At 40.4% G+C, this 23,501-nt stretch carries 24 protein-coding genes; 3 read left to right on the top strand and 21 right to left on the bottom strand.

The features are described 5' to 3' along the window. Positions 1 to 25: 25 nt before the first annotated feature. The 8 genes from ACUXV2_RS09330 to ACUXV2_RS09295 form a co-directional block, all read right to left on the bottom strand. Entirely contained in the window at positions 26 to 415 is a 390-nt protein-coding gene (locus ACUXV2_RS09330; RefSeq protein ID WP_446246735.1) for a hypothetical protein, read from the bottom strand. Between the two features lie 131 nt (positions 416 to 546). Continuing rightward, a complete protein-coding gene (locus tag ACUXV2_RS09325) occupies positions 547 to 1,605 on the bottom strand; it encodes an aldo/keto reductase (protein WP_446246734.1) in 1,059 nt (352 codons plus the stop codon). Between the two features lie 205 nt (positions 1,606 to 1,810). Continuing rightward, complete coding sequence (locus ACUXV2_RS09320; protein WP_446246733.1) at positions 1,811 to 2,179, bottom strand: DUF4181 domain-containing protein; 369 nt, start codon at positions 2,177 to 2,179, stop codon at positions 1,811 to 1,813. A 197-nt stretch (positions 2,180 to 2,376) separates the two neighbouring features. Next, entirely contained in the window at positions 2,377 to 3,801 is a 1,425-nt protein-coding gene (locus ACUXV2_RS09315; protein ID WP_446246732.1) for a polysaccharide deacetylase family protein, read from the bottom strand. 363 nt (positions 3,802 to 4,164) lie between these two features. Beyond that, positions 4,165 to 4,398, bottom strand: a complete 234-nt coding sequence (locus ACUXV2_RS09310; protein WP_446246731.1) for a hypothetical protein — start codon at positions 4,396 to 4,398, stop codon at positions 4,165 to 4,167. A 205-nt stretch (positions 4,399 to 4,603) separates the two neighbouring features. After that, complete coding sequence (locus ACUXV2_RS09305; protein WP_446246730.1) at positions 4,604 to 5,086, bottom strand: GyrI-like domain-containing protein; 483 nt, start codon at positions 5,084 to 5,086, stop codon at positions 4,604 to 4,606. Positions 5,087 to 5,452: 366 nt separating this feature from the next. Beyond that, positions 5,453 to 7,555, bottom strand: a complete 2,103-nt coding sequence (locus tag ACUXV2_RS09300; RefSeq protein WP_446246729.1) for a heavy metal translocating P-type ATPase — start codon at positions 7,553 to 7,555, stop codon at positions 5,453 to 5,455. Between the two features lie 19 nt (positions 7,556 to 7,574). Further along, positions 7,575 to 7,940 carry an ArsR/SmtB family transcription factor gene (locus ACUXV2_RS09295; RefSeq protein ID WP_446246728.1) on the bottom strand — a complete coding sequence of 122 codons (366 nt, stop codon included), beginning with the start codon at positions 7,938 to 7,940 and terminating at the stop codon, positions 7,575 to 7,577. Between the two features lie 176 nt (positions 7,941 to 8,116). Here ACUXV2_RS09295 and ACUXV2_RS09290 point away from each other — a divergent pair, with 176 nt between their 5' ends. After that, positions 8,117 to 8,440, top strand: a complete 324-nt coding sequence (locus tag ACUXV2_RS09290) for a YnfA family protein (RefSeq protein WP_446246727.1) — start codon at positions 8,117 to 8,119, stop codon at positions 8,438 to 8,440. A 36-nt stretch (positions 8,441 to 8,476) separates the two neighbouring features. Here the strand turns inward: ACUXV2_RS09290 and ACUXV2_RS09285 are convergent, their stop codons facing one another. Then, positions 8,477 to 8,905, bottom strand: a complete 429-nt coding sequence (locus ACUXV2_RS09285; protein WP_446246726.1) for a disulfide oxidoreductase — start codon at positions 8,903 to 8,905, stop codon at positions 8,477 to 8,479. After that, entirely contained in the window at positions 8,906 to 9,577 is a 672-nt protein-coding gene (locus ACUXV2_RS09280; RefSeq protein WP_446246725.1) for a thioredoxin domain-containing protein, read from the bottom strand. 205 nt (positions 9,578 to 9,782) lie between these two features. Between ACUXV2_RS09280 and ACUXV2_RS09275 the strand changes: the two genes are divergently transcribed. Continuing rightward, positions 9,783 to 10,310, top strand: a complete 528-nt coding sequence (locus tag ACUXV2_RS09275) for an N-acetyltransferase family protein (RefSeq protein ID WP_446246724.1) — start codon at positions 9,783 to 9,785, stop codon at positions 10,308 to 10,310. 159 nt (positions 10,311 to 10,469) lie between these two features. On the opposite strand, the gene ACUXV2_RS09270 is transcribed toward ACUXV2_RS09275, so the two are convergent. The 5 genes from ACUXV2_RS09270 to ACUXV2_RS09250 form a co-directional block, all read right to left on the bottom strand. Further along, complete coding sequence (locus ACUXV2_RS09270; protein WP_446246723.1) at positions 10,470 to 10,994, bottom strand: GNAT family N-acetyltransferase; 525 nt, start codon at positions 10,992 to 10,994, stop codon at positions 10,470 to 10,472. Between the two features lie 87 nt (positions 10,995 to 11,081). Then, positions 11,082 to 11,222, bottom strand: a complete 141-nt coding sequence (locus ACUXV2_RS09265) for a hypothetical protein (RefSeq protein WP_446246722.1) — start codon at positions 11,220 to 11,222, stop codon at positions 11,082 to 11,084. A gap of 290 nt (positions 11,223 to 11,512) precedes the next feature. Next, entirely contained in the window at positions 11,513 to 13,195 is a 1,683-nt protein-coding gene (locus ACUXV2_RS09260; protein ID WP_446246721.1) for an acyl-CoA dehydrogenase family protein, read from the bottom strand. Further along, a complete protein-coding gene (locus tag ACUXV2_RS09255) occupies positions 13,192 to 14,712 on the bottom strand; it encodes a class I adenylate-forming enzyme family protein (RefSeq protein ID WP_446246720.1) in 1,521 nt (506 codons plus the stop codon). The genes ACUXV2_RS09260 and ACUXV2_RS09255 overlap by 4 nt, the downstream gene beginning before the upstream one ends. After that, a complete protein-coding gene (locus ACUXV2_RS09250) occupies positions 14,713 to 15,093 on the bottom strand; it encodes a MerR family transcriptional regulator (RefSeq protein WP_446246719.1) in 381 nt (126 codons plus the stop codon). Between the two features lie 182 nt (positions 15,094 to 15,275). Between ACUXV2_RS09250 and ACUXV2_RS09245 the strand changes: the two genes are divergently transcribed. Next, on the top strand, positions 15,276 to 16,226 hold the full coding sequence (locus ACUXV2_RS09245) for a nucleoside hydrolase (protein WP_446246718.1): 951 nt from the start codon (positions 15,276 to 15,278) through the stop codon (positions 16,224 to 16,226). A 211-nt stretch (positions 16,227 to 16,437) separates the two neighbouring features. On the opposite strand, the gene ACUXV2_RS09240 is transcribed toward ACUXV2_RS09245, so the two are convergent. The 6 genes from ACUXV2_RS09240 to ACUXV2_RS09215 form a co-directional block, all read right to left on the bottom strand. Next, the gene (locus ACUXV2_RS09240) at positions 16,438 to 16,812 is read right to left on the bottom strand and encodes a hypothetical protein (RefSeq protein WP_446246717.1); all 375 of its coding nucleotides are present in this window, start codon (positions 16,810 to 16,812) and stop codon (positions 16,438 to 16,440) included. Between the two features lie 331 nt (positions 16,813 to 17,143). Next, positions 17,144 to 17,683: a GNAT family N-acetyltransferase gene (locus tag ACUXV2_RS09235; protein ID WP_446246716.1), complete on the bottom strand. Its 540-nt coding sequence runs from the start codon at positions 17,681 to 17,683 to the stop codon at positions 17,144 to 17,146. Positions 17,684 to 17,742: 59 nt separating this feature from the next. Continuing rightward, positions 17,743 to 18,072: a nucleoside triphosphate pyrophosphohydrolase gene (locus ACUXV2_RS09230; RefSeq protein ID WP_446246715.1), complete on the bottom strand. Its 330-nt coding sequence runs from the start codon at positions 18,070 to 18,072 to the stop codon at positions 17,743 to 17,745. Positions 18,073 to 18,232: 160 nt separating this feature from the next. After that, entirely contained in the window at positions 18,233 to 19,405 is a 1,173-nt protein-coding gene (locus ACUXV2_RS09225) for a TraB/GumN family protein (protein WP_446247033.1), read from the bottom strand. A gap of 213 nt (positions 19,406 to 19,618) precedes the next feature. After that, entirely contained in the window at positions 19,619 to 22,789 is a 3,171-nt protein-coding gene (locus ACUXV2_RS09220; protein ID WP_446246714.1) for a DEAD/DEAH box helicase, read from the bottom strand. 221 nt (positions 22,790 to 23,010) lie between these two features. Then, the gene (locus ACUXV2_RS09215) at positions 23,011 to 23,436 is read right to left on the bottom strand and encodes a VOC family protein (protein WP_446246713.1); all 426 of its coding nucleotides are present in this window, start codon (positions 23,434 to 23,436) and stop codon (positions 23,011 to 23,013) included. Positions 23,437 to 23,501 lie beyond the last annotated feature (65 nt).

Genomic DNA, 23,501 nt, shown 5'->3' with positions numbered 1-23,501 from the left:
GAAACAGGGCTTTTTGCAAAACTATTTACTGAATTCCCATTAATTCGAATGTCTCTTCATTCGTTCCGTCCCATCTGATGGTGACTTCAATGAGTTCTTCTCTTTCAGTAACTGAGCAACCCGAGCAAGAGTTTGAAACGGTTATTACGGGTGACCCACTATAATCACGAACTTTGGTGTTTGATTGGTCTTCATTAATGATAATTTCAAGACTGTCGAACTGAATTTCTTCCTTTCCCTTTCCATCTTTAAACCTGAATGTATATTCCCCATCCTCCATATCCCCGCCTACGATGTTCGTTTTATATTCTCCGGTCCAATGTTTACTTTCCCCATTAAATTTGAGTTGTTCATTACTGCCGCATCCGGCTAAAGTAACAGCTATAAACATCACCAAGAATAAATATTGTTTCATTAAATGCCCCCTTATAGTGATCCTTGGATAATGTTAGTCTATGAGACCAATGTATGTGATATTTATTCTTGTATGCTCTTCTCATGATGAATTTCAAAGTGAATTTGGTTATCACTGATCCTTGGTTGGGATTAAAAGTACCGATCTACATTTTTCACTTCTTCCCTGTACATTGTAATCGAATCCAAATTGGCTATTACATTCTCTACATGTTTCATTCCGGCCATTGTAGATAGAATGCCTTCGGTTTCTATCACTTCATTTAATAAAACGGATGCCTCCCTCTGATTGATCAAGTTACCTAAATCGAATGGAGCACTTGTCGTTGCATGAATACCCAGTTCATCAGCAGCTTCCAAAGTGGTCAAATGAATTCCTGACACCATTTGATTCTTGCATCTGGCCGCTTCTCTTTTATTTTCGTTAAATGGAAATTGGATGAATTTGAAATGATGATCTTTGCCTCCTGCTCTTTCAGCAATTCTGATACACTTCTCCAATGAAATATAGGATGGATTATCCGGGGTGACGAGAAAGGCACCCCAGGTGGCCAAGCCATAGAACCGAATCATCCCTTGATTCACCGCTTCTTCAAGACACGCAAAAAGATGGATTAATTTTTCATAAAATGAATGAGGCCCCAGCACTTTCATTGAAACTTCGGGATTATGAATGTAATAAATATCGATGGTATTGAGATTTAAATGTTTTCTGCTTTCATTCATTGCAAACCTGTAATAGCCAGGTTCCAAGACATGTTTCATATGTCCTACAATATTTAAGTCACTCTCAGTAATGATATCATTGTGTAAAAGAACTTCTTTCAAATAATCAGCAGGAACCAGTTTTGCATCAATGTCTCCAGGGATGAGACCTGCTTTAGTGGAAATAATTACTTCTTCCCTTTTCAGGCGCGATCCATTAATCATTTCCGTCAATACTCTTCCGATATCTCGTTCAGATCTCATCCCCCTATAGTTGAGGGCTGTATCAATGAAATTGATTCCATGATTTAATGCATAGGATAGAGAATGTCTATAAAGGGACGAATCAGCTTCTGTCATCTCTCCAAGATGAGTGCCTAATGCGATCGGAGACACCATGAACCAGGGTATTTTCCTGGCAGGAATATCATCATGTCTTGAAAAATATTCAGTTGTCCGTTTTAAATCTGCAAACCCTTGTATCATCTTATTACCTCCTCCATCATTCATCTTGATTGTAAGGGAGAAAGTAATAAATAAATAGTCTGATTTTTCCATATTTTGTGTGGTATACTTTAATTATAAGGAAATAGTTCTTTAAATTTAAAGGCTGCGTGTCAATCAAGACTCTTAGCCTTTAATTGTGATATTTCTTTATCTAATTGAATTCAAGTCTCCATTATAGTCGATATCAAACAACCATTTGAATAAAGCAGACGGTAATGAGTATGGCCAGTGAAGTACCTAACTGAAGAAGTGTAATAATTGGAACCTTCTTGTTTTGGTCAAACCCCCATTCCATCCATGCACTGATGCTTAAGAATATAACAGCTGCGCTAAGAAAGTATAGTTCAGAACTTATAATATCTTCATTAATAAAACCAATGTAAACTGCACCTGTCCCCATAAGAGCCAGCATCATTCCTTCGCACGCTTTTTGTATAGGATGCAATGACTTCTTTTCTGTTGAAGGCTGCTTTTTTTTAATATTCTTTTCAATTCTATAGCCAATGAAAAGTATTAACAGCATAAATGCTGAAGTGAGAGTCCATTCTGTCACTGAGCGTTCTCCCCTTTCTAATTATTCCCTAGAGCTACTTTTGATGTTATGAGGAACAGTATGTATTGGAATCTGTAACCAATTATCATTCTATCATTAATCTATCTAGCAGTAAGAAATTTTTATTAAAGTCACAAAATAACTCCCATTACATACAAAAAGACGCATTTTTATATGAAATGCGTCTTTTCGTTCATTTATTTTATTTTCCCATAATGAGGTCCTACCCCTTGTTTCCCCTGAAGTGAAAGAAGCTGTGAGACTGTTATGAATTGGTATCCTTCCCTTTCCAAACTTTCGAGCAGTTCAGGCAGCGCCTCGGCTGTTGAAGGGTGAATATCATGTAATAAGATGATTGAGCCTGATACGATTTCTTCTTTTACCTTTTTGTTGACCTCATTTGCATCTCGTGACTGCCAGTCAAGTGAATCAACAGACCATAGAACCAGAGGCGTGTTGATTTCCTTTATGTATTCTTTTACATCGTCATTATAAGCTCCATACGGGGGACGGAACACTGACGGGCTTTGACCTGTGGCCCTTTTGATCAGTTGATTTGAAGTATCGATCTCTTTCTTTATTTCTTCTTTTTGGAGATTGGTTAGTTCCATATGGCTCGTCGTATGATTACCTATTTCATGGCCCTGCTGTGCCACTTCCTTTGCTACAGAGGGATAATATTCTGCTTGATTCCCGAGCATGAAAAATGTTGCTTTAGCATCGAATTTATCCAAAGTGGAGAGTATTTCAGGTGTTACCTTTGGATGCGGTCCATCGTCGAATGTTAAGGCTACTACCTTTTTATCCGGATCGAGTTCAACGATATCAGGAGTGACTTCTTCGGGCAGTTCATCTGCCGTTTTTTCTTTTAACCCATCCAGGATTTCTTCATTCAGATAGGGTGCCATTTTATCAATAGGTATTTCGATGTTCACTTGGCCAGCTGCTCCTGCAGCAATCTCATACTCATCAAAATGGAGAGTGAATCCTTCTTGATTCAGTGACCATTTCCATTTTCTGGTATCTTTTAATGCTTCATCCAAGATATCTTCAAAAACATACATGATCAAGTTGTTATCTGCCACTATTTCTTTTTTAGCAAGAGAAGCAATCTTCTTCTCAGTGTTGTCTTTTACCACCTGCTGTAAAGTAAGAACCTTTTCGGTTTCCAAGTTGATCGTAAACGGCTGAACCTCGGACTTACCATTTGCTCCACCTGTATATTGATAAGACTCCAAGGTGAAACTGTATATGTGATCGTTGACCTTAGCTGTATCAATAGTTATGTTTAAATGTGCACGTTTGCCCTTCTTGATAATTGCTTCATTTTTTTTTACATCTTTCATAAACTCATCCTGCTGATTCTGAATCCAAGCATTGATTTGGTCATTAAGTGAATCGCTTTTCGTTATCGGTGTGGAAATTGAAGATGTAAAAAGGTCTCCCTCTTTGGTCTTCGTTTCCAGGTTTAAACCTGGATACTGACTGAGCTCCTTCTCCTCTACTTTTACAACTGCTTTAGAATCATTTTCAGCCCATTCACCTTTTGCGAAAAGGGAGATAAAGGCAATAGCCATAAACAGAATGACACTAATGCCTAGCAATCTTCTATTCAATTCCATTCCTACCCTTCCATCAGTAAAATTGTTTTCTTTAAAACTTACATTATTAATCTCCTATACCTTATCCAAGTATAGAATTATATCATTTCATCCCTTATTATCAATAGTCGAATGGAGCTCCCACTTAATACTCTTCAATCAGACAGATACACCCATCAAGTGTAAAAATCTCCCGTAATTCCGGGCGCTCGTCCATACCAATTGGACAAAGGTACATAGAATGTAGTAAGTCGAGGTATTACCTCAGGCAAATAAGCGGAGTTAGGGGGAAGTAATATGTGGTTTCCATATTTTCATGGCTGCAAGAGAAGGAGAAGACACGACCGCTGCAATTTCTGGGATAATTTGATGTTTATACACTGCTCACACCATGACCATGATGACTGTCGTGACTCCAGAAGAGATGAAGCTGTTGAACAAAAGTGTTTTAAAATCAACGATTCTCATTCTTGCAATTGCCACAGACGAGACAACCATCATCACGAATCGAATAAATGTGGATGCAAAAAGGATCACAACAAGTGCGGGTGCAAGAAAGAACACCATCATGGCGGCTGCGGATGCATGAAGCATCATCATTGTAATTGTCATAAACATCGCGAACATCACGGTAAGAAATGTAACTGTGGCAGATAATTTAAAAAATGAACCCATCCACTTCGGATGGGTTCATTTTTTAATTCATTAACTCCAATATAGATTTTAATACTTTTCACAATTTAAAAACCAGTGACCATTCGAAAAAGGAACTCCCGGCGGTAGGAAGAGAGTGTCTACAATACAGAGTCTTTCCTCCTGCACCCTATTTCTTCTTGATCGGAATATAAATATCAAAATGCGGGTCATTTAGATCGCGGTCATCAGGATATCGTTCATGTTTAATCGGCAAGTCATCATAATACACTGCTTCGCTTTCGAAAAGAGGGGTATATTCCCCATTTTCTTTCATCCACTGATAAATCTTTGCATAAGTATGACCGATGTCTCCTCCTTTATGATGGTGGATTCTAAAATAGGTCATAGGTTTAACAACAATTTCTCTCATCCCATCCGGAATCTGCTGCTTTGCGCCTACTTCGTATACAGAATAGTGAACGAATCCGTCAGGACGCAAATGATAGGACAATCCTAATTGTATATCTGTATTAACTGCGTGTTCCAGCTCCCCTGCACGTGCATTCATTTCTTGAATCAGTTCTCTCAAAGCAGGGATTTCTGTGTATGCTCCCTCCCATTTCAATCCTATGGCGCGGTATGCAGGCAATTCAACGATTTCATAGTCCATTTTTTCTCCCCCTAAATAAAGATTCCAATAATATACATTCTAGAAATAACATGAAAGTCCTTTTTAAATGAAATGGTGCCACTGAATTCTCATTATAAGATAAATAACCATGAAAAAAGCTCATGGCAGCCATGAGCTTTTTTATTCATTATTTTGAGCTATACTCATTTTCGTTTAAGTTCTCTAGTTCTTTTTTGGATTTACGCTTGAAAAATAGTACTACAAGTAATGCAGGTATGGATAAAATGACGTATCCCAGAAATAGATTAAGAATATCAATCAGCCTCCTTAGAATCAATATTACTATTGTAACTCTTTCCCCATGTATTTTTCAGGGAAACGTTTGAACATCATGTGAAGATCATGCTAACTTGTCGGAGTGATTTGCTTCTTCTCCCCCAACATCACAGTCAAGCTGATTAATGTAACCACTATAGTTGCCCCCATATCAGACAAAATGGCAATCCAGAGTGTAAGCAAGCCCGGGATTGTCAATAATAAGGCAATCAATTTCAGACCAAGCGCAAGAGAGATATTCAATTTGATTATTTTATTCACTCTTTTTGATATCTTAATGGCTGAAGGAAGTTTGCCCAGATGATCCTGCATCAAGACAATATCAGCCGTTTCAATTGCGCTGTCTGTCCCTTTACCCATGGCAATGCCCAGATCTGCAGTTGCCAATGCAGGTGCATCGTTTATACCGTCACCAACCATGGCGACCTTTCCGCTCGCAGTAAGTTCCTTCACTTTTGCCACCTTTTCATCTGGTAAAAGACCTGCATAGTAATTCGTCAATCCGACTTGTTTTGCAACTTTTTCAGCCGTTTTATTGTGATCTCCTGTAAGCATCACGGCACTTCTGATTCCGGCTGAGTAAAGTTCACCTATGATATCTTTACTCTCTTCCCTGATTTCATCTGTGATGCCAAACAGACCTAAAACTTTTTCTTCACTCGACACAATCACAAGTGTATATCCTTCACTTTTCAAGGCATCGATGTTATTTGATACTTCGGAAGGTAATGGGAAGGCAATACTTTTTTCATTACCCACCTTATATGATTTTCCGTCAAGGACGGCAGATACTCCTTGACCTGAAATGGTGTTGATTTCTTCTGGTTCAGAAAGAGCAATAGGTTGATCGTTCACTTTATCCATCACTGCTTTTGCTATTGGATGAGATGAAGATTTTTCAATTGAACCTGCCACGTGGAAAAAGTTTTCTTCATCAAAGACAACCATTTTCTCTACGTATGGATGGCCTTTCGTCAATGTTCCTGTTTTATCAAATGCGATTGTATCGAGTTTTCCTAGCTGTTCAAGAAATACCCCGCCTTTGACAAGGATTCCATTCTTAGCATTCCGTGCAATTCCCGAAACAATTGCAATCGGAGAGGATAGGATCAAAGCACAAGGACAGCCTACAATGAGAACTGCCAGCCCTTGGTAAAACCAGAATCCCCATTCTCCATTTACTAATAGAGGGGGTATGATCATAACGAGAGCGGATATCACCATAATGATGGGTGTATAGTATTTGGCAAAACGATTAATAAATTGCTCGGTCGGTGTTTTCGTTTCCTGTGCTTCCTCGACCAAATGGAGGATTTTTGCCAGGGATGAATCTTTATATTCTTTCGTGATCCTTACTTTAAGTACCCCTTCGTTGTTAATACTTCCACCAAAAACCTTTTCATCTGCTTCTTTTTCAACTGGCATCGCCTCTCCGGTAATGGCTGATTCGTTTACAGAACTTCTTCCGGAAGCTACAATTCCGTCTGATGGAATCTTCTGACCGGATTTCACCAGTACCAGATCGCCAACATTCAAGGAACTGATCGGTACTACCCTTTCTTGTCCGTTTTCAATCAGGACCGCTTCTTTCGGGGCCACTTTGAGAAGCTCTTCCATAGACTTTCTTGCTTTTTCCATTCCTAAACCTTCAAGAAGCTCGTTGATACCAAATAGGATTGCGACGAGTGTTCCTTCTTTCCATTCACCAATTGAAAATGCGCCTATTAAAGCAATAGTCATCAATGTATCAATATTGAATTTCAGCTTGAGCAGATTTTTCGCACCCTTGATAAAAGTAGGATAACCACTTGTGGCTGCGGCTGTAAGGTACATGATAACAGGTACGATGTTATTCAATTGGGTGTCTACATAAATAGCAGAGAAGAATATAATTGCAGACAATCCGATTAGAATTTTCATATTATCACTGCTGGTATGAGAATGGTCATGAGCGTGATCAGAATGATCGTGAGGATTTTCTTTCATTATTGCCGCTCCGTCCGATGAAAGAATTTTTTCAACATCCCTCATATCAACTCCATCGCTTAATACCAGCTTACTGCTGTTATAGAGAATTCTTGATCCCTCTCCGTTCTCTAGTTGATTGATCCTCTCCTCCATTTCCCTGGCGCAATTACCGCATGTGAGGCCCTGGAGTTTGTATTCATTCATGTAAATTCCCCCGTGAAATTTAGTGATGTCTCGCATGATGCATCGTTTGCTGAAGCATGTTCATCACATGATCATCATCAGCTGAATAGTAAAGCGTCGTCCCTTCACGTCTGTATTTGACCAATCGCAGATTCTTCAAGAAACGTAATTGATGTGAAACCGTCGTTTGAAGGAGTGAAAGTCTTTCTGCGATTTCATTGACCGAATGTTCTTTTTGGGCTAATAAGTGCAGTATTTTCACCCTGGTTGGTTCAGACAACGCTTTGAACGTTTGTGTGACGATAAATAGCGTTTCTTCATCTATCTCAACGCAGTTTTCCTGATTGGTGACTGGCTCTTCGCTTTTAATCTCGACTAGTTTATCTTCATTATTATTTTTACCCATAGTGTCACTCCTATTCTATTTTAGTATATGACAATGTGTTCATGTATTATATTTTAATGATAAAAAAAGTACGTGCAGCTGTCAAATATATAAATAAAAAAACAAAATATGTTCTGGCGTGCACCTTTGATATACTTGTAACAATCCACTCTCTTGTTTGAAAGGACGTGATCAAGATGGTGTCAGCCATATTTCTATTCATCATCGCAGGGCTGGCGGAAATTGGCGGCGGATATCTCGTCTGGCTATGGCTGAGAGAAAATGCCTCGCCATGGTATGGGGTAATTGGCAGTTTGATCCTGGTGCTTTACGGTATCATACCGACGCTTCAGAACTTCCCGACCTTCGGAAGAGTGTATGCAGCTTACGGTGGAGTGTTTATCGTCCTTGCCATTCTTTGGGGTTGGTGGGTCGATAAAAATACACCTGATTTGTATGATTTTATTGGTGCTGCTATATGTATGATAGGTGTGTCCGTAATTTTATGGGCGCCAAGATAAAGAAAAGCTGAAGTTAATGAAAACTTCAGCTTTTCTTTATTGTTCGGATTTTTTCCAAAGGAAAGTAAATATAGTGATAAAAGTAAAAGCGGTCAGTGCAAGAAATGGAATCGTGATAAAGCCTAACCAATTGATATATTCTGCATTACATGGAACCCCGCTTGCACATGGCTTGATTCCCCCGAATCCGGGCACTTTCTGCTCCAAATAGTGAAGAACCGATATGATACCTCCAAATATGGACATCGGAAGGACAATCCTCTTTAAACCTGTGTCATTATGAAAAGTCGCCAAACCGAGTATCAGAGTTAACGGATACATGAAAATACGCTGATACCAGCATAGCTCACACGGTATAAACCCTTTCACTTCGCTAAAATATAAACTTCCCAGCGTGGCGGTGATTGAAACTAGCCAAGCAGCATACATAAAAAGTTGGGTTTTATCAATCTTTTCCCCGACCATTTACTTCTGACCTTCTTCGATGATTGATCTGATTCTTTCATAATCATACGGATCTTCCAATTTTGTGCCGTTTATGATGATTGTCGGTGTTTGCTCGACACTAAATTTTTCTACCAGATTCGTATCAATGTTAAGCTGATCTTTGGCAGCTTCTCCTTCGACATCCTTTTTCAATTGTTCAATATCCACGTCTGTGGTCTTTTCGGCAACTTCTACTAGCTTGTCCACCGTCACCCACGCAGCCTCATGGTTACCGCCTTCAGGCTGTTCTTTATATAATTCCTTCTGGAACTCCCAATAAGAATCGGGATCATGTTTGAATACTGATTCTGCAGCTTGTGCCGCGAGGATCGACTCTTCTCCATGAAATAACACATTTACATAGGTTAAGTTCGCTTTGCCCGTATCGATAAATTCACCCTTTACCTTCGGATAGATCTGTTCCCCCCAAGCTTTACATGCAGGACACTTGAAGTCCCCGAACTCAACAATGGATACTGGTGCATCCTCTTCACCTATAGTCGGCTGATTTTCCGTTGATGGATGAGACTCAAGAGCTTCATCCTTTGGCTTTGCTTTATTATTCAGCATGACAATCGCTGCTAATAGGACGGCAATTAATAGAGTCATAATGACTATATATTTCATTGGTGATGCATTTTTGGTACTCATATGTTTTCCTCCGTTTATTTTATTAATAAGCATAGGGACATCATAGCATGTTTAATAAACATATGAGTCAAAAAAACTGACAGAAATTCAACAATCTGCACTATGAAGATTCAGTTCCCTGTAAATTATCCTTTTAATGAATAGAGGATTTTCTAATTGAATGTGGAAATCATCAGTAACAAGATATTAAATGTGAGGTGATTTCATGTCACTGCCAAATGGGTGTAAAGTAACGATCCGAGTCGCTCAAATTGAAGATGCACCAGCAGTTTTAACATTGCAAAAAGATGTGGTTGAGGAAAGTGATTATTTAATCACTGTATCAGAAGAGTTCAATAAAACTGAAAAACAACACCGTGAATGGATTCAATCCCTGATAGATCACGATAGAGAAACGATGTATGTCGCAGAATTAAACGGGAAAGTGGTTGGATGGATCGTTTTCCTGTCCCAAAACAGGATGCGAATGTCACACACCGGTACAGCCGCCATGATGATTAACAAAGAATACAGAAATATCGGGATTGGACAATTATTATTAAAAAAATTAATTAGTTGGGCAGAGCAGCATTCCGATATTGAAAAGGTTAGTTTAGGGGTATTTTCCACCAATACGAGGGCTATTGCCTTGTATGAAAAAATGGGTTTTGTGGAAGAAGGACGTAAAATAAACGAATTTAAGATAAACGAAAATGAATATTGGGATGATATCCTGATGTACAGGTTTGTATAGATTAGTAATGGATTACGAAGGAATGCCATAAAAAACAGAAAGGCTCAGAGATTGCTCTGAGCTTTGTTAATGCATTTATTAGATGTCATAGTGCATCTTTCTTTAAATGATTCTCTAGTGTACCGGCAAAAGAGGAACCTCATTAGTCCATCTTATTCATTAGATTCCGAAAGGCTCAGAATAACGAACAGTACCTGTGATTCCCTTAAGTCCGCTTTTTTCTAATTCCATCGCCATAAAGAATTCATCCCCTATGTCAAATGGAGCCTTTATGGAAAACTCACTAGCCCGTTTAAAGCCAAATCGAGGATAGTAAGTGGGATGTCCTAACACGATCACTGAAGTATATCCCAGGTTCCTTGCACGAGCTATTCCTTCCTGTATCAAGGAAGTACCAATCCCCTCTCCTTGATATTCCGGGTGGACGGCAACTGGCGCCAAAGCGATGGAGGGTATCATCTCCCCTGCATCATTCTCAATATGTATTTTGCTGAATAGAATATGCCCTGCCAAAAATCCTCGATCTGTAAATCCAACAAGTGAAAGCTCCGGAATATACGCCTCACTTTCTCTGATTTTCTCAATAAGTATCGATTCATCTTCCTTCTTGAATGCAAGATCATTCACATCTTTAATAGCCTTGAAATCATTCATTACCTCCTGCCTGATCATCACATGACCCATCCGGCATCCCCCTTTTTCAAAGCCCGTCCCTCATCACTTTAAAGTGTTGAGGGACGGGCTTGTGTTTGTATGTTAATGATAACCGGTTCAGTATTCGATTTCATCATAATCTTTTGGCTGGGGTTGTGGTTCGGGCTGAACGTTTTCGCTGTTCGAAATATTTTCAATGGTTTGCATGTCGCCTTTTTCCTTTAGCGGTACATCTCTCTTTTGTTTATCCTCTTTCATGGATGAGCATCTCCTTTCGGTTGAGTTGGGAATAATATGTCCAGTAGAGAAAGAAAACATGCCGTTAAAAACAAATTGAGTATTTCATTCCCATACGGTCGAAGTATGAAAACACCAATGTTGGTTACCCTTGTTACTAAGAAGCTCGGCACTGGAGGTGACCCGATGATTAAGAAAAGCTGTACGTGCAAGCGATGTAAATGCCAAACAAAAAAAGAATGTGATTGTCCATGCTGCTGTGAAAAATAAAAGAATCCCCGGGCATCCACTGCCTGGGGATTTCTCGCTTTTTAAACTTTCACGTTTAATCCAACGATTTCATCAAAATATTGAAGTGATCTCATTTCTGTATCCAGCCACTCGTTCTTTTTCCAAGCGTTCTCAATGAACACCTCAGCAATCATTCGCCTGCGTTCGCCTCCAAATAATGCTGCATCACTCAGCGCAACGACACTTTCATAAATCCTTGCCATCAGTTCGGCGATACGCTTACTATGATACGTCTGGGTGTCATCATCAGCGTTTGCCACTTGATCCAAGACGCTTTCCAATACAGTCACCCCTTCAAGAACGGTTGAGCCTAACTTACTCAGCTTTTCAGGAAGTCCAGAAAGCTCATTCTTCATTTCCTTGAGGAACAATTCATGTACCCGGTGTTTCTTTATGAGGCGAAGCACTTCCAGCCCCAATATGTTCGCAGTCCCTTCCCAGACGGTCAGCACTTGTGCATCCCTCAGCAGACGGGGCAGTACGAAATCTTCGATATACCCGTTGCCCCCATGCATTTCAATGGCTTCATGTGAAAAATGAATGGCCTGTTCTGCACTCTCCTTTTTCAATATGGCGATGAGAAGCCGAGTGTGCGCCGCATCATCTTCTGTTGTCGGAATTCCATCATTCGAGACCAGGTCAAACATTTCCACCAATCTGAATACTGCACTCGTTTCAACCTCTTGTTTAGCAGCAAGCTGAACAAGGCTCTCCTTGATCATGGGATAATGCGTAAGCTTTTCTCCAAAAGCTTCACGGTAAAATGCATAGTTTCTTGCTTCCATATAGGCTCTGCGCATGATACCGATCGACGCAATCGCATTGCAGATACGCGAAAGGTTCAAAGCTTCCATCATATAATAAATGCCTTTGTTTGGTTCACCCACTAGATATGCCTTAGCTCCATCAAATTCAATTTCAGCAGAAGGCACCGCACGGACACCAAGCTTATCCTTCAATCGCCGTACATGGATGCCATTCAAGCTGCCGTCCTTTTCTCTCCAAGGTACAGCGAACAAACTGAGTCCTTTTGTTCCTCCTCGAGCCCCGTCGATCCTTGCCAGTACCATGGCGACACCACACATACCGGAATTGGAGGCAAAATATTTCTCTCCATAGAGTTCATAATCCATACCATTTTCAACAGCTCGCACAGCATTAGCCCCTACATCAGAGCCACCTTGCCTCTCGGTCAGAAATGTCGCTCCTTCGTATAATTCTACTTCTCCTGTAGACAGCACATGCTTCATGAACGTTTCTTTTACGTCGTCAGATCCATATTTATCGAGCAGCATGGCCGTTGCCATCGTTAACGTAACTGGGCAGTAAAATCCAGGCTCGGTCTGTGACAATAGATATCCCTGTGCATAGGAATATAGATAATTCCCTTTGGATCCAAGTTCAGGTATCTCTTTGTGGATATAGCCGACAATCCCTTTATTGTATGTCTCCTCAACTGTTTTCTTATATCCTTCATTCACCCAAATTTCTGAAACTTCTTCACCAAAGCGGTTATATTTAATCAACCGCGGCTGCCCTTCACGGTCTGTATGAACAGCACGTTCATCAATTGCCCCTGCACACATTTCTCCAAATTCGGTTAGTTCTCCCTCAGCCCATTTATAGAAATCATCTTTAAGATAATGGCGCATAAGCTGCTGCAGGTGAGGATCCTCAAGATAAAAGTTCTCGATCTTCTTCATGATGTCACCTCACTCCCTTCTTCACGCAGCACTTGCTTTAAAATTTTGCCTGTAGCATTACGGGGCAGTACGTCGATACCTTCATACAGCTTCGGAATTTTAAAACTTGCCAGATTCCCTTCTAAGAACGACTTACATTCATCAATTAAGCTGCTATTATCTAACGAAGAAACAACATACGCCTTCACTGTTTCCCCCCATTCTTGATGAGGAACACCTACTACGGCAACTTCTGAAATATCAGGGTGAGCAAGCAGCGCTTCTTCGATTTCTTTCGGGTAAATGTTCACGCCACCGGAAATAATCATGTCTTTTTTTCTATCCACGACCCAGAAATATCCTTCATCATCACGCCTTGCCATGTCACCGGTCCTCAGCCAGCCGTCTATGAAAGATTCCTGTGTCTTTTCGGGGTCTTTATAGTATTCTTTCATATTCCCTTCACCATAAAGGAGGATTTCTCCAACTTCTCCGGCTTTCACTTCAGCACCTTTTTCATCCACAATCTTAATTTCTGTTCCCAGGGCTCCCCTCCTGCCGATACTTCCTGATTTTTCATCATGCTCCTTTGGAAGGAGCAGTGTTCCGCTTGGACCGGCTTCAGTCAGCCCATAAACACAACTCAGTTTATCCGTGACTAATTTTTCTTTGATAAACGTAATTTCTTTGGATGACAAAGGTGCTCCACCGTATACCCAATGCTCCATACTAGTGAGATTGTAAGAATCAATGTTTGGTATTTTCGCTGTAAATAAATATGCAACTGGCGCTCCGAAGAAATGGGTTATCTTCTCTTTGTCTACCATTTTCAAGAGACTCTCAGGAGTGAAAACAGGGGTTACGACATGTGTGCAGCCGACATACGTACCTGCTGCAAGGAATAAGTGCAAAGGGGCTGAATGGCTGAGTGGCATCATATGCAAGATTCGGCTTTCTGGTTTCATGTTGAATTCGACACACATCATCACTGCGACAGACAGAATACTTCGATACGTAAACAACACACCCTTGGGCTGTCCGGTCGTACCAGATGTATAGAGGATCGTGGCATCATCATCTTCACTTAATGGACAGTGAATTTCTTCATCAGAACCTTCATTCACCATATATTCAAATGAGCGCCACTCTCCATTATCAGAGCCTGTTTTAACAGTAATCAATGACTCCGTATTTATTTCCTTCACCGTATCGAACAGCCACTCATGTACAAGAAGTGCTTTTGCATCGCTGTGATGAAGTATGTATTCCACTTCATTTTTTGTAAGCTTGGCATTCACAGGAACAATAATCCCGCCGAGCCTAAGAACGGCAAAGTAACTAATAATGAATTCTTTTGTATTCGGCATGAAAAGAACGACCTTATCACCTGATGTAAGTCCTCTTTCTTTTAAACTGGAGGCAAAGCGGTTCACGAGCTCATTCAGCTCATGATAATTTATTTTTTCCGTCTCAGACACGATTGCCTGGTGTAGAGGATATTTTCGAGCGTTACGGGAAAGCAGATTGGATAGATTCATTTACTTCTCTCCTATTCGATTCAATTTTTCCTGAAACTCATCACGAAGGTTTACAAGCTCCTTTTTCATCTCCACCAGCTCATCAATGAATGCACTCACCTCCCCGATTCGTTTATTTCCATACTCGATCGTACGCTCCAACTGTTTTTTCCCTGTGCGGTCCTGATCGAATAAAAGCACCATTTCTTTGATTTCATCCAGGGAAAACCCAAATCGTTTTCCGCGGAGAATCAGCTTCAGTTTCGTCAAATCCCTTTTGGTGTAGATTCTTCTTCCTGAACTGGTCCGTGTAGGCTCGAGAAGATCCAGTTCTTCATAATACCGTATTGTACGTGTTGTAACGCCGAACTCTTCAGCGAGTTGACTAATCGTATAGTTCATTAAAGATCATCCTGTTTCAAGAATATTTTGATAGTTCTATTTTATCATTTACGTTAACGTAAAGTTCAATAGTGATGATAAAAAATTTCCAAGCAAGATTATGCTTGAATCTATCCGGCAATATTGACACAGGACAATGATCAATTCCCATATAATGTGGAAAACTGGAGAGGTGTATTCTTGTGAAAAAGAAGGTCCTGCTATTCGCAGATGTTGGAATCGATGACATCGTTGCATTAATCTATGCATACCTAAGTGACGACATCGAAATTGTTGGAGTGGTCGCTGATTATGGGAATGTGCCAAGAGAGCGTGCAATCCAGACAGCGAATTACTTATTGATGACATACGTTCCGGAAGAAAAGCGATTTCCAATTATAGGCGGAGCGGAAATACCGATGACAGCAAAGGAACCGACATTTTACCCTGAGATACATGGTGAGTATGGATTAGGACCGATCATTCCAGAAAAATTGGGGAGCACAACGGAGAACTTTTTTGAAATAGTGAATATCATTGAACAATATGATGGAGATCTGACCATTGTCAGTATCGGAAGGTTGACTTCACTCGCAACCATGTATATTCTCTACCCTGACCTTATGGGTACAGTTAAGGAAATTTATGTGATGGGCGGGGCATTTTGGGTTCCGGGAAATGTAACAGCGGTCTCAGAAGCGAACTTTTATTCAGACCCGGTTGCGGCAAGACTGGTGATGAACTATGCGGATAAATTAACGATCATTCCTCTGAATGTCACAGATTATGCCATTGTGACGCCTGAAATGGTGGACTATATCGACTCCAAAGGACAAACAGAGCTATTAAAGCCCCTCCTCGATTACTACTATGCTTTCTACAAAGATCGGAATCCTGACATACAGGGAAGTCCGGTGCATGATGCAATAACCCTTATGGCACCTTTATTCGAAGATATGTTCACCTTCAGAGAGCTCCCGGTATTCATTGTGACTACTGAAGACCGTATAAATCAAGGTCAAAGCATAACTGACATCCGGCCCTATATTGAGTTTGAGAATAATGCAAAGAAGCACCGGATCGCATTCGGTTTTGAATATAAGAAATTTTACAACCGTTTCATGTCACAAATGACGGGAGAAGTCTTCGAATGAGCCGAAAGCTCTGCTCCGGGACTCCCTCCCTTATTAAGGATTGTTGACTAATATCATGAAATTTACATCTTAAATGAGAATACATATGAATATTGTAGGTCAGTCTATAAAGGAGTAGAGCATTTATATTCAGGATTAAGCGAGGGTATTTCATGAAAGATAATAAAAGAAGGGAGATCGAATATCTCCCCTTTTGGTACTAATAAAGTGATTACTCACCAAGTGTCTGGTCGCTCTTTAATTCAGGTGACGTTTGATCATGACTATTTGTTGAGTTTGTTGAGAAATTTAATTTTGAAGTATCTTGAGGTAATAATTCATCCGCAAATTCTGTAAGACCAGTAGCATAAGGCTGGTTTGTCTGCTGGAACTTATTTTGGATATTACTTGCCAAGTTTTGTAATGGTTCAAACGTCCACGCAGACAGTCTTCCTCTAGTCATTGCATATACAGCTGCCATCAACGCTGTCCCCAAGAGTGACCATAGCAATGTCCCCCTGTTATTACGCCTTTTTCTCATAAAACCTGTCCATTGCATCATATTTCTATAGTTAATAAGTGATGTTAACCAACGAAAATTATTCATTCGTTATCCCCCTTTTAATTTACAGCTACTCTCCTATTATTTCTTGAAGGATAAACTTTATTAGTGGAAAGTTTATCTTACGAGTAACACATGGACTCAGATTCAGTACTGAATAAAAACACTAAAGGGGGAAAAGTTAATAATGATAAGTAAAAAAGTGCAAAAATAATTTGAATCAAGAATTACTGTATGACTTCCTTAAAATTGACAATCGATACTAATAATACCTACTGTTAAAATGTCCTCACATATTATAATTTAGCTCAATTCAGCAGCTATCAACAAAATAAGAGCTCAGACAGAAATAAAACTTCAGGTTTTCACAATCCATTTAATGTTTTTCATAGTCTTTCTTCACGATTCCAAATATATCAATATCTTCAAAATTACCAGACAACATCCGATCCTCTTTCAGCACGCCTTCTCTCCTCAAACCGGCTTTTTGAAGAACAGAAATCGAAGCGGTATTCTTTGACATGGCAGAAGCCCAAATTTTATTAAGCCCAAGATCTTCTATTCCAAAACTCATCATTCTTTTCACGGCTTCTGTGGCAAATCCCATCCCCCAAAAAGGTCTCCCTATCCAGTAGCCGAGTTCACCTTTCTGATTTTTTTTATCAACACGTAAAGTAATGGTGCCAACAAGTTCATCCGAATCTTTCTGGACTATTGCTAATGGATATTCAGTGCCATTTTCTAGTAGAGCAGGCTGGATATCGATCCATTTAACGGCGTGCTCTAATAAATACGGTTGTGGCAAGCCGATAATCCCCGCTACCTCTTGATTGCTTGCGAGTTTCTGGATATCCGGGGCGTCCGACTTTGTGAAAAGTCTTAGTTGAAGCCTGTTTGTTGTTAATGGTATGAACATTTCATATCCCTCCATATAAACGAAGTATTTCCTCTACTGTTTAACCCTCACCTGAATAACTACTCTCTTTCCACCACTTCCATAAGAAAGATTTTTTCTTGAAATCGTCCTCGTTTTTCAGCCTTTATCTGTCGAACGTGTTCGACTTCCTCAATGGAAGAGCCATGCTGAGCAGCCAATGCGTGCATGATTTCAAGGAGATCTGCAAGCTCCTCAACCGCTTCTGAATTTGTCTCAGCATTAAAATATTCATTAAGTTCTTCGCTGCATTTTTCTTTTAAGTACATTATATATTCATCTTCCTCGAGGATTCTTACGTTAGGTGCCGCCCCATTTGCTTCAATGATTTCTGGGATCTTATCACGAACTAACTTATTATATACAGGCATTTTCTTCCTCCATTTTTGTTATTTCACCTAGTTTATCATTAGACTAGAAACCATTGTAGAGGCAGTGTGAGTAAATTTACAAATTCCTCGAAATATTTCGTTAAGTACAAAAAAATAAGCTGCCTCCAAGTCTTGAAAACAGCTTACCTAAAAAAACATATTATAGGTTTTCGAAGAATAATCGTATGACATCTGCTCCACCTATAAATGTTCCGAGGGAACTGCCCAGGTTAGCTAATACAACGATTAATAATATTCGAGTCACTTTATTAGACCAAAATCCTTTTACACTCAACACATCTTCGGATAAACGGTCAAAATCTGCTACATTCGGGCGCTTAAAGTACGCCTGGACTGCACCTGCAAACCAGCCGGCTGCCAGCAATGGATTAAGCGACGTAATCGGTGCTGCTACAAAGGCGGTCAATATAGCTAAAGGATGTCCCAACCCTATTACTACGCCAAGAGCAGAAAATCCTCCATTCCATAATATCCAGCTGATCGACTGCTGCATCCCTGCATCAGGATTCGAGATGAACGTGTAGGCTATGATCGCCAGTATGAAAATAGGGATCCCCCACCCGATGATTTTGGGAAGCTTGGATTTCGGTGGTCGTTCATTTAATTTGTCCAGATTATGTTCTCTATTGATCTCCTCTTTGATGCCAGGCACATGGGCAGCTCCCAAAACAGCGACAATTTTCTTACCAGGAGCTTCTTTAATCTTTTGAGAAAGGTATTGGTCACGTTCATCGATCAATGGTTTTTTCAAACGAGGGAACGTTTCCGTGAATTCGTTAAGCATCCCTTCAAGCATATCCTTGGATTTCAGATTCTCAAGCTCTTCTTCTGAAATACTGTCATTACTGAAAATGCTGTAAATGATCTGCATAAGTAATTTAGCTTTTCCGGTAAACCCTACATTGCTCCAAATACGGGAGAACGTCACTTGGATATTTCGGTCAGCCAGGACTAGTTCGGCCCCGGTTTCCTTTGCAGACTCAATTCCTTGGATCATTTCTTGACCAGCTTGAATGCCAAGCTGCTTCGCCATTCGTCTTTGAAAAGAAGAAATCGCCAAGTTCATTAATAAGAAAGTTGCTTTCCGGTCCTTGATCACTTTGAATATGTCCGTTTCTTTCCATTTGTCACCTTGCATGATTGATTGGTATCTTTGTTCATCAAGTTCTACACATACTGAATCAGGCTGTTCTCTTTCAATAACTTCCTTAACTTGCTCTGCACTCTTTTTTGAGACGTGAGCTGTACCGATCAGTATGTATTCTTTACCATCGAGGTTTAATCTTGTTATATTTTTCTCTTCAACTACCATAGACATTGAGTACCTTCCTTTACAGGATAATATAAAATTATTTTACCATGATTATTAAGATTTTCCTGAAATCTTTTGCTTTTATTTATTAGAATCGATAGTAAACATCGTTGTTGATATTTATTCAAATCTTCGCCCGGAAGAGTCTTGCATTGCACTCAACAACCAGATCCTTCTAATTTCAACTGCTTTACCATGATATAATTTACATATTTAGATCATTAATATCTCTTTGATATCTCTTTCACTGAGCATCGTTCCGTTTCGTTCAGCTGGATCCATGATTTCTTCAATCAAGTTTCTCTTTTTCTCTTGTAGTTCATTTATTTTCTCCTCAATCGTCCCCTTGGCGACCAATTTGATTACGTGTACCTCATTTTCCTGCCCCATACGATGAGCACGGTCAGCAGCCTGCTCTTCCACTGCCGGATTCCACCACGTGTCATATAGGATGACCGTATCTGCACTATGAAGATTTAGCCCTGTTCCCCCAGCCTTTAGTGAAATAAGAAATATATCCCGCTCCCCTCCATTGTATCGATTACACATATTCAGCCTCTCTTCTGAAGGCGTTTCTCCATCAAGGTAAAAGAACGATGTGTTTTTATGTGCAAGCTCCCTTCCAATCAGTTGAAGCATTCCAGTGAATTGTGAGAAAATCAGGACCCTCCTGCCAGACTGACTGGATTCTTCAAGAATGTTCAATAAATGCTCCATTTTGGCGGAGCCCCCTTTATAATCGCCTACAAAGAGTGAAGGATGGCAGCATAATTGCCTCAACCTTGTGATACCTGCCAGGATTTTAATTTTGTTTTTTCGCAGTGTATCTTTGTCCAGGTGCTTCAATGTGTCATGACGCAGCTTAGCAAGGTATGCAGCATAGAGCTTCTTTTGATCGGGAAGCAGTTCAACTGTTACCCTTGTTTCGATTTTTCCTGGAAGTTCATCAAGCACATCTTCTTTCATCCTTCTCAGCATGAAAGGCTGGATCCTGCGCGCAATCGTTTTACGGGTGAGCTGACTGTAATCCTTCAGCCCAAGGAATAACTGAGGGAAGATCACATGATAGATCGACCACAATTCTTCAATTGAATTCTCGACTGGTGTTCCAGTAAGTGCGAATCGGTTACCGGCCTGGATTCTTTTGACTGCACGAGCCGTTTGGGTCACAGGATTTTTGAATGCCTGTGCTTCGTCGTAAAACACAGCAGAAAAGTTCTGTTTTTCAAACCAATGGATATCCCTTCGGAGGATTGGATATGACGTGATGACCGCATCAACGTTCAAATTCCCACTTTGAAGACTTGCTCTTTTCGATTTATTTCCGTCGATCACTACTGTTTCAATGTCCGGTGCGAATTTCGCACATTCACTCTTCCAGTTATATGTCAGTGAAGAAGGACATACAATAAGTGCCGGGGCTTTCTCCCTTCTGATTTCATCCAAAATCGACTGAATAAAGGTGATGCTCTGAATGGTTTTTCCTAGGCCCATGTCATCTGCAAGGATACCTCCGAAACCATAGTGAGCAAGGGTCTTCATCCATTGAAAGCCTTTCTTTTGGTAATCTCTTAGGATATAGGCAAGATTGCCAGGAACCTTGAATTGGGGGCTGCCAGGGTTGTGAAGGGTGTCCAGGTACTCCCTGAATGAATGTTCAATTTTAAACCCTTCGCTGCCATCGACATGATCAAGAAGTTCCAGACATTGATTCATAGGAAGATCGAGTCCTTTTGCTAGAGAGGCTGGGTTGACCTCCGCTCTCTGCAGGAAGCGCTGGATTTCCTGGGCTTCCTTTGTCTCCAAAGACATCAAGGCACCATTCCGCAATCTATAATATTTTCTTTTTTCTTCAAGAGCTGAAAGCAGTTCATATATGTCCCTTTCCGGGATACCATCCATATCGAATTTGAATTCAAGCCAGTTGGTCCTCTCTCTTTTCACCTTCACTCTGATTTGCGGTTTTGCGTTTTCTCGGTAGATTCTATTTCTTACAGCTGTCGTAGCATAGACTTTAACGATTTTTTGGAGCTTGGGCAATTGATAATATAGGAAATCGAATTCCAATTCTTCATTATGAAGAAGATAGCCGCCTTCAGTCTTGGCGAAGGAACTGTCTTCCATGTGGGAGAGGATTAGTTCTTCTTGATCCACATCCCGGATTACTAAAGATCCTGTTGGAATATCGTTCTCCTCCAATGGGTTTATGACGATATGGTCATATTGAAACTCAAGTCCTGCAAGCAGCTTATTATTAACCCGATCTAAGTAAAGTTTTGCAGCCAAGGGAGATTTCATAAATTGGTCAGATAACGTTTTTGATATCTTTACCTCCCCAAGCTTCTTTAGATGAGGAGCCACTTTTTCCAGGAAAAAGCTGATTTTCTCTTTTGGAATGGCTATTTCATTTGTTTTGGATGCATCAAGCATGGCTTGTAATTCTGCAAGTCTGCGGGAGTCCGTCTCACTAAGTTCGAATACTTTCCCTTGGTGCAGGACGGAATGATAAGGGGTTAACAGAATCATTTCTGATAGTCCCGCTATACGCAATGTATATTTGCCTCCCTCTGATCCGTCAAAATCAAATTTCAGAGGCAATGCTTTTCGTGATCGCTGGATAATGCAAAACAATTTATCGTTTAGCGCCACATTAACGCCTGGTATATGTACTAGTAGAGGAAGAATGGCTTCCCAAGAGGAAGGTGGCAGGATCAGTGTCTCTCTTTGTGTCTGTATATCCCATGTCACTTCCTCAATATAGGTTCGTTCATCAAGAAGTACGGTGATCAATTTTTTCACAACAGCTTCTGTTTTCTTTGCGAAACAATGTGTCTTCAATGTAAAAGTGAAGTGTTCAGCAACCTTGTAAGGCCTTCCTTCTTTCACCGTTTGTAAAAATTCCCTTATATCCCTTATTGGATGGTTATTGATTCGGATCGCAATACCGAATAGGTGCTGCCCATCTCCAATAGGGACGGGTAGACATGTAAAATCGGGATATACAGTTTCCCTCGTTTCAAAATGCTGTTTTTCCCCTATTGAATGATTTTCATGTTGATTGAACAATGTGAAAAAACCTTCAGTCAGATCACGTCTAGCTGTCTGCTGTGTTTGCTGAACGACGATTAATACTGCAGCGACGTGCTGACAAGCAAGGTCATAGGAAGCAAGTTTCGGGCAGGAACAATCAGTTTGCAAATCATCTTTAACGTCTTTTTCGATGAGCACCTCAAACTCTTCGGCACCGTGTACCACAGCTTTACAGTGGTTTTCACTATGCTCCCTAATGCTTACTTTGTTCGTTCGGGCGTAAGCCTCTCCCCTCTTGAAGGAGACAGACCCGCACATATCGAGAATGATCTTGGAATTCAGCTTAAAATTCATGTTTCGCTCCTTCTTGCTAAATCTGCCGAGTATTGGATAGGTTGATTGTATCATATGAGTGTGGATCCTGGTCTAAATTATACGGTAGGAGACGAAATCCCGGAAACAACAAAGAGCCAGCCCCCTGTTGAAAAGGAGAATGGCTCATTTAGCAGTTATGTATGGTTCTAAGTTAGGTTGAAGATTGTATGGGTGACAAATTACATAACACCTGAAGTAATTTACTTTTCTTCGCCGGTATAAATTTGGAATGTCACGCCAAATTTGTCTACGACGCAACCGTACAGCGGGCTGAAGAATGTTTTCTGCAGCGGCATCGTAACTTCCCCGTCTTGCTTCAATCCATCAAATAGTTTCTGCGACCTTTCTGGATTGCTCGTTGTGATACAAAGTGTTACTTGGCTGCCTGCAGAGTGTGGCTGTCCTGGGAATGTATCACTGAACATCAGTTCAGATTCACCAATTTTAATCGTAGCATGCATGATTCGGTCTTTTGCTTCTTCGGGGAGAGGAAAGTCTGGGCTTTCCGGACTTTCACCAAATGTCTGTGTATAAAGAACCTCTGCATCCAGGGATTCTTTATAATAATTGATTGCTTCCCGCGCGTTTCCATCCATCACTAAATAAGGAAAAACTTGTACTGTCATCATAATCATCTCCCAAATAGAATCATTAAAGTGATCAATAATGAATTCCACACCCATTGTTAATC

The sequence above is a fragment of the Rossellomorea sp. NS-SX7 genome, assembly GCF_052828565.1.
This window is presented reverse-complemented; position numbering and strand designations above follow the sequence as displayed.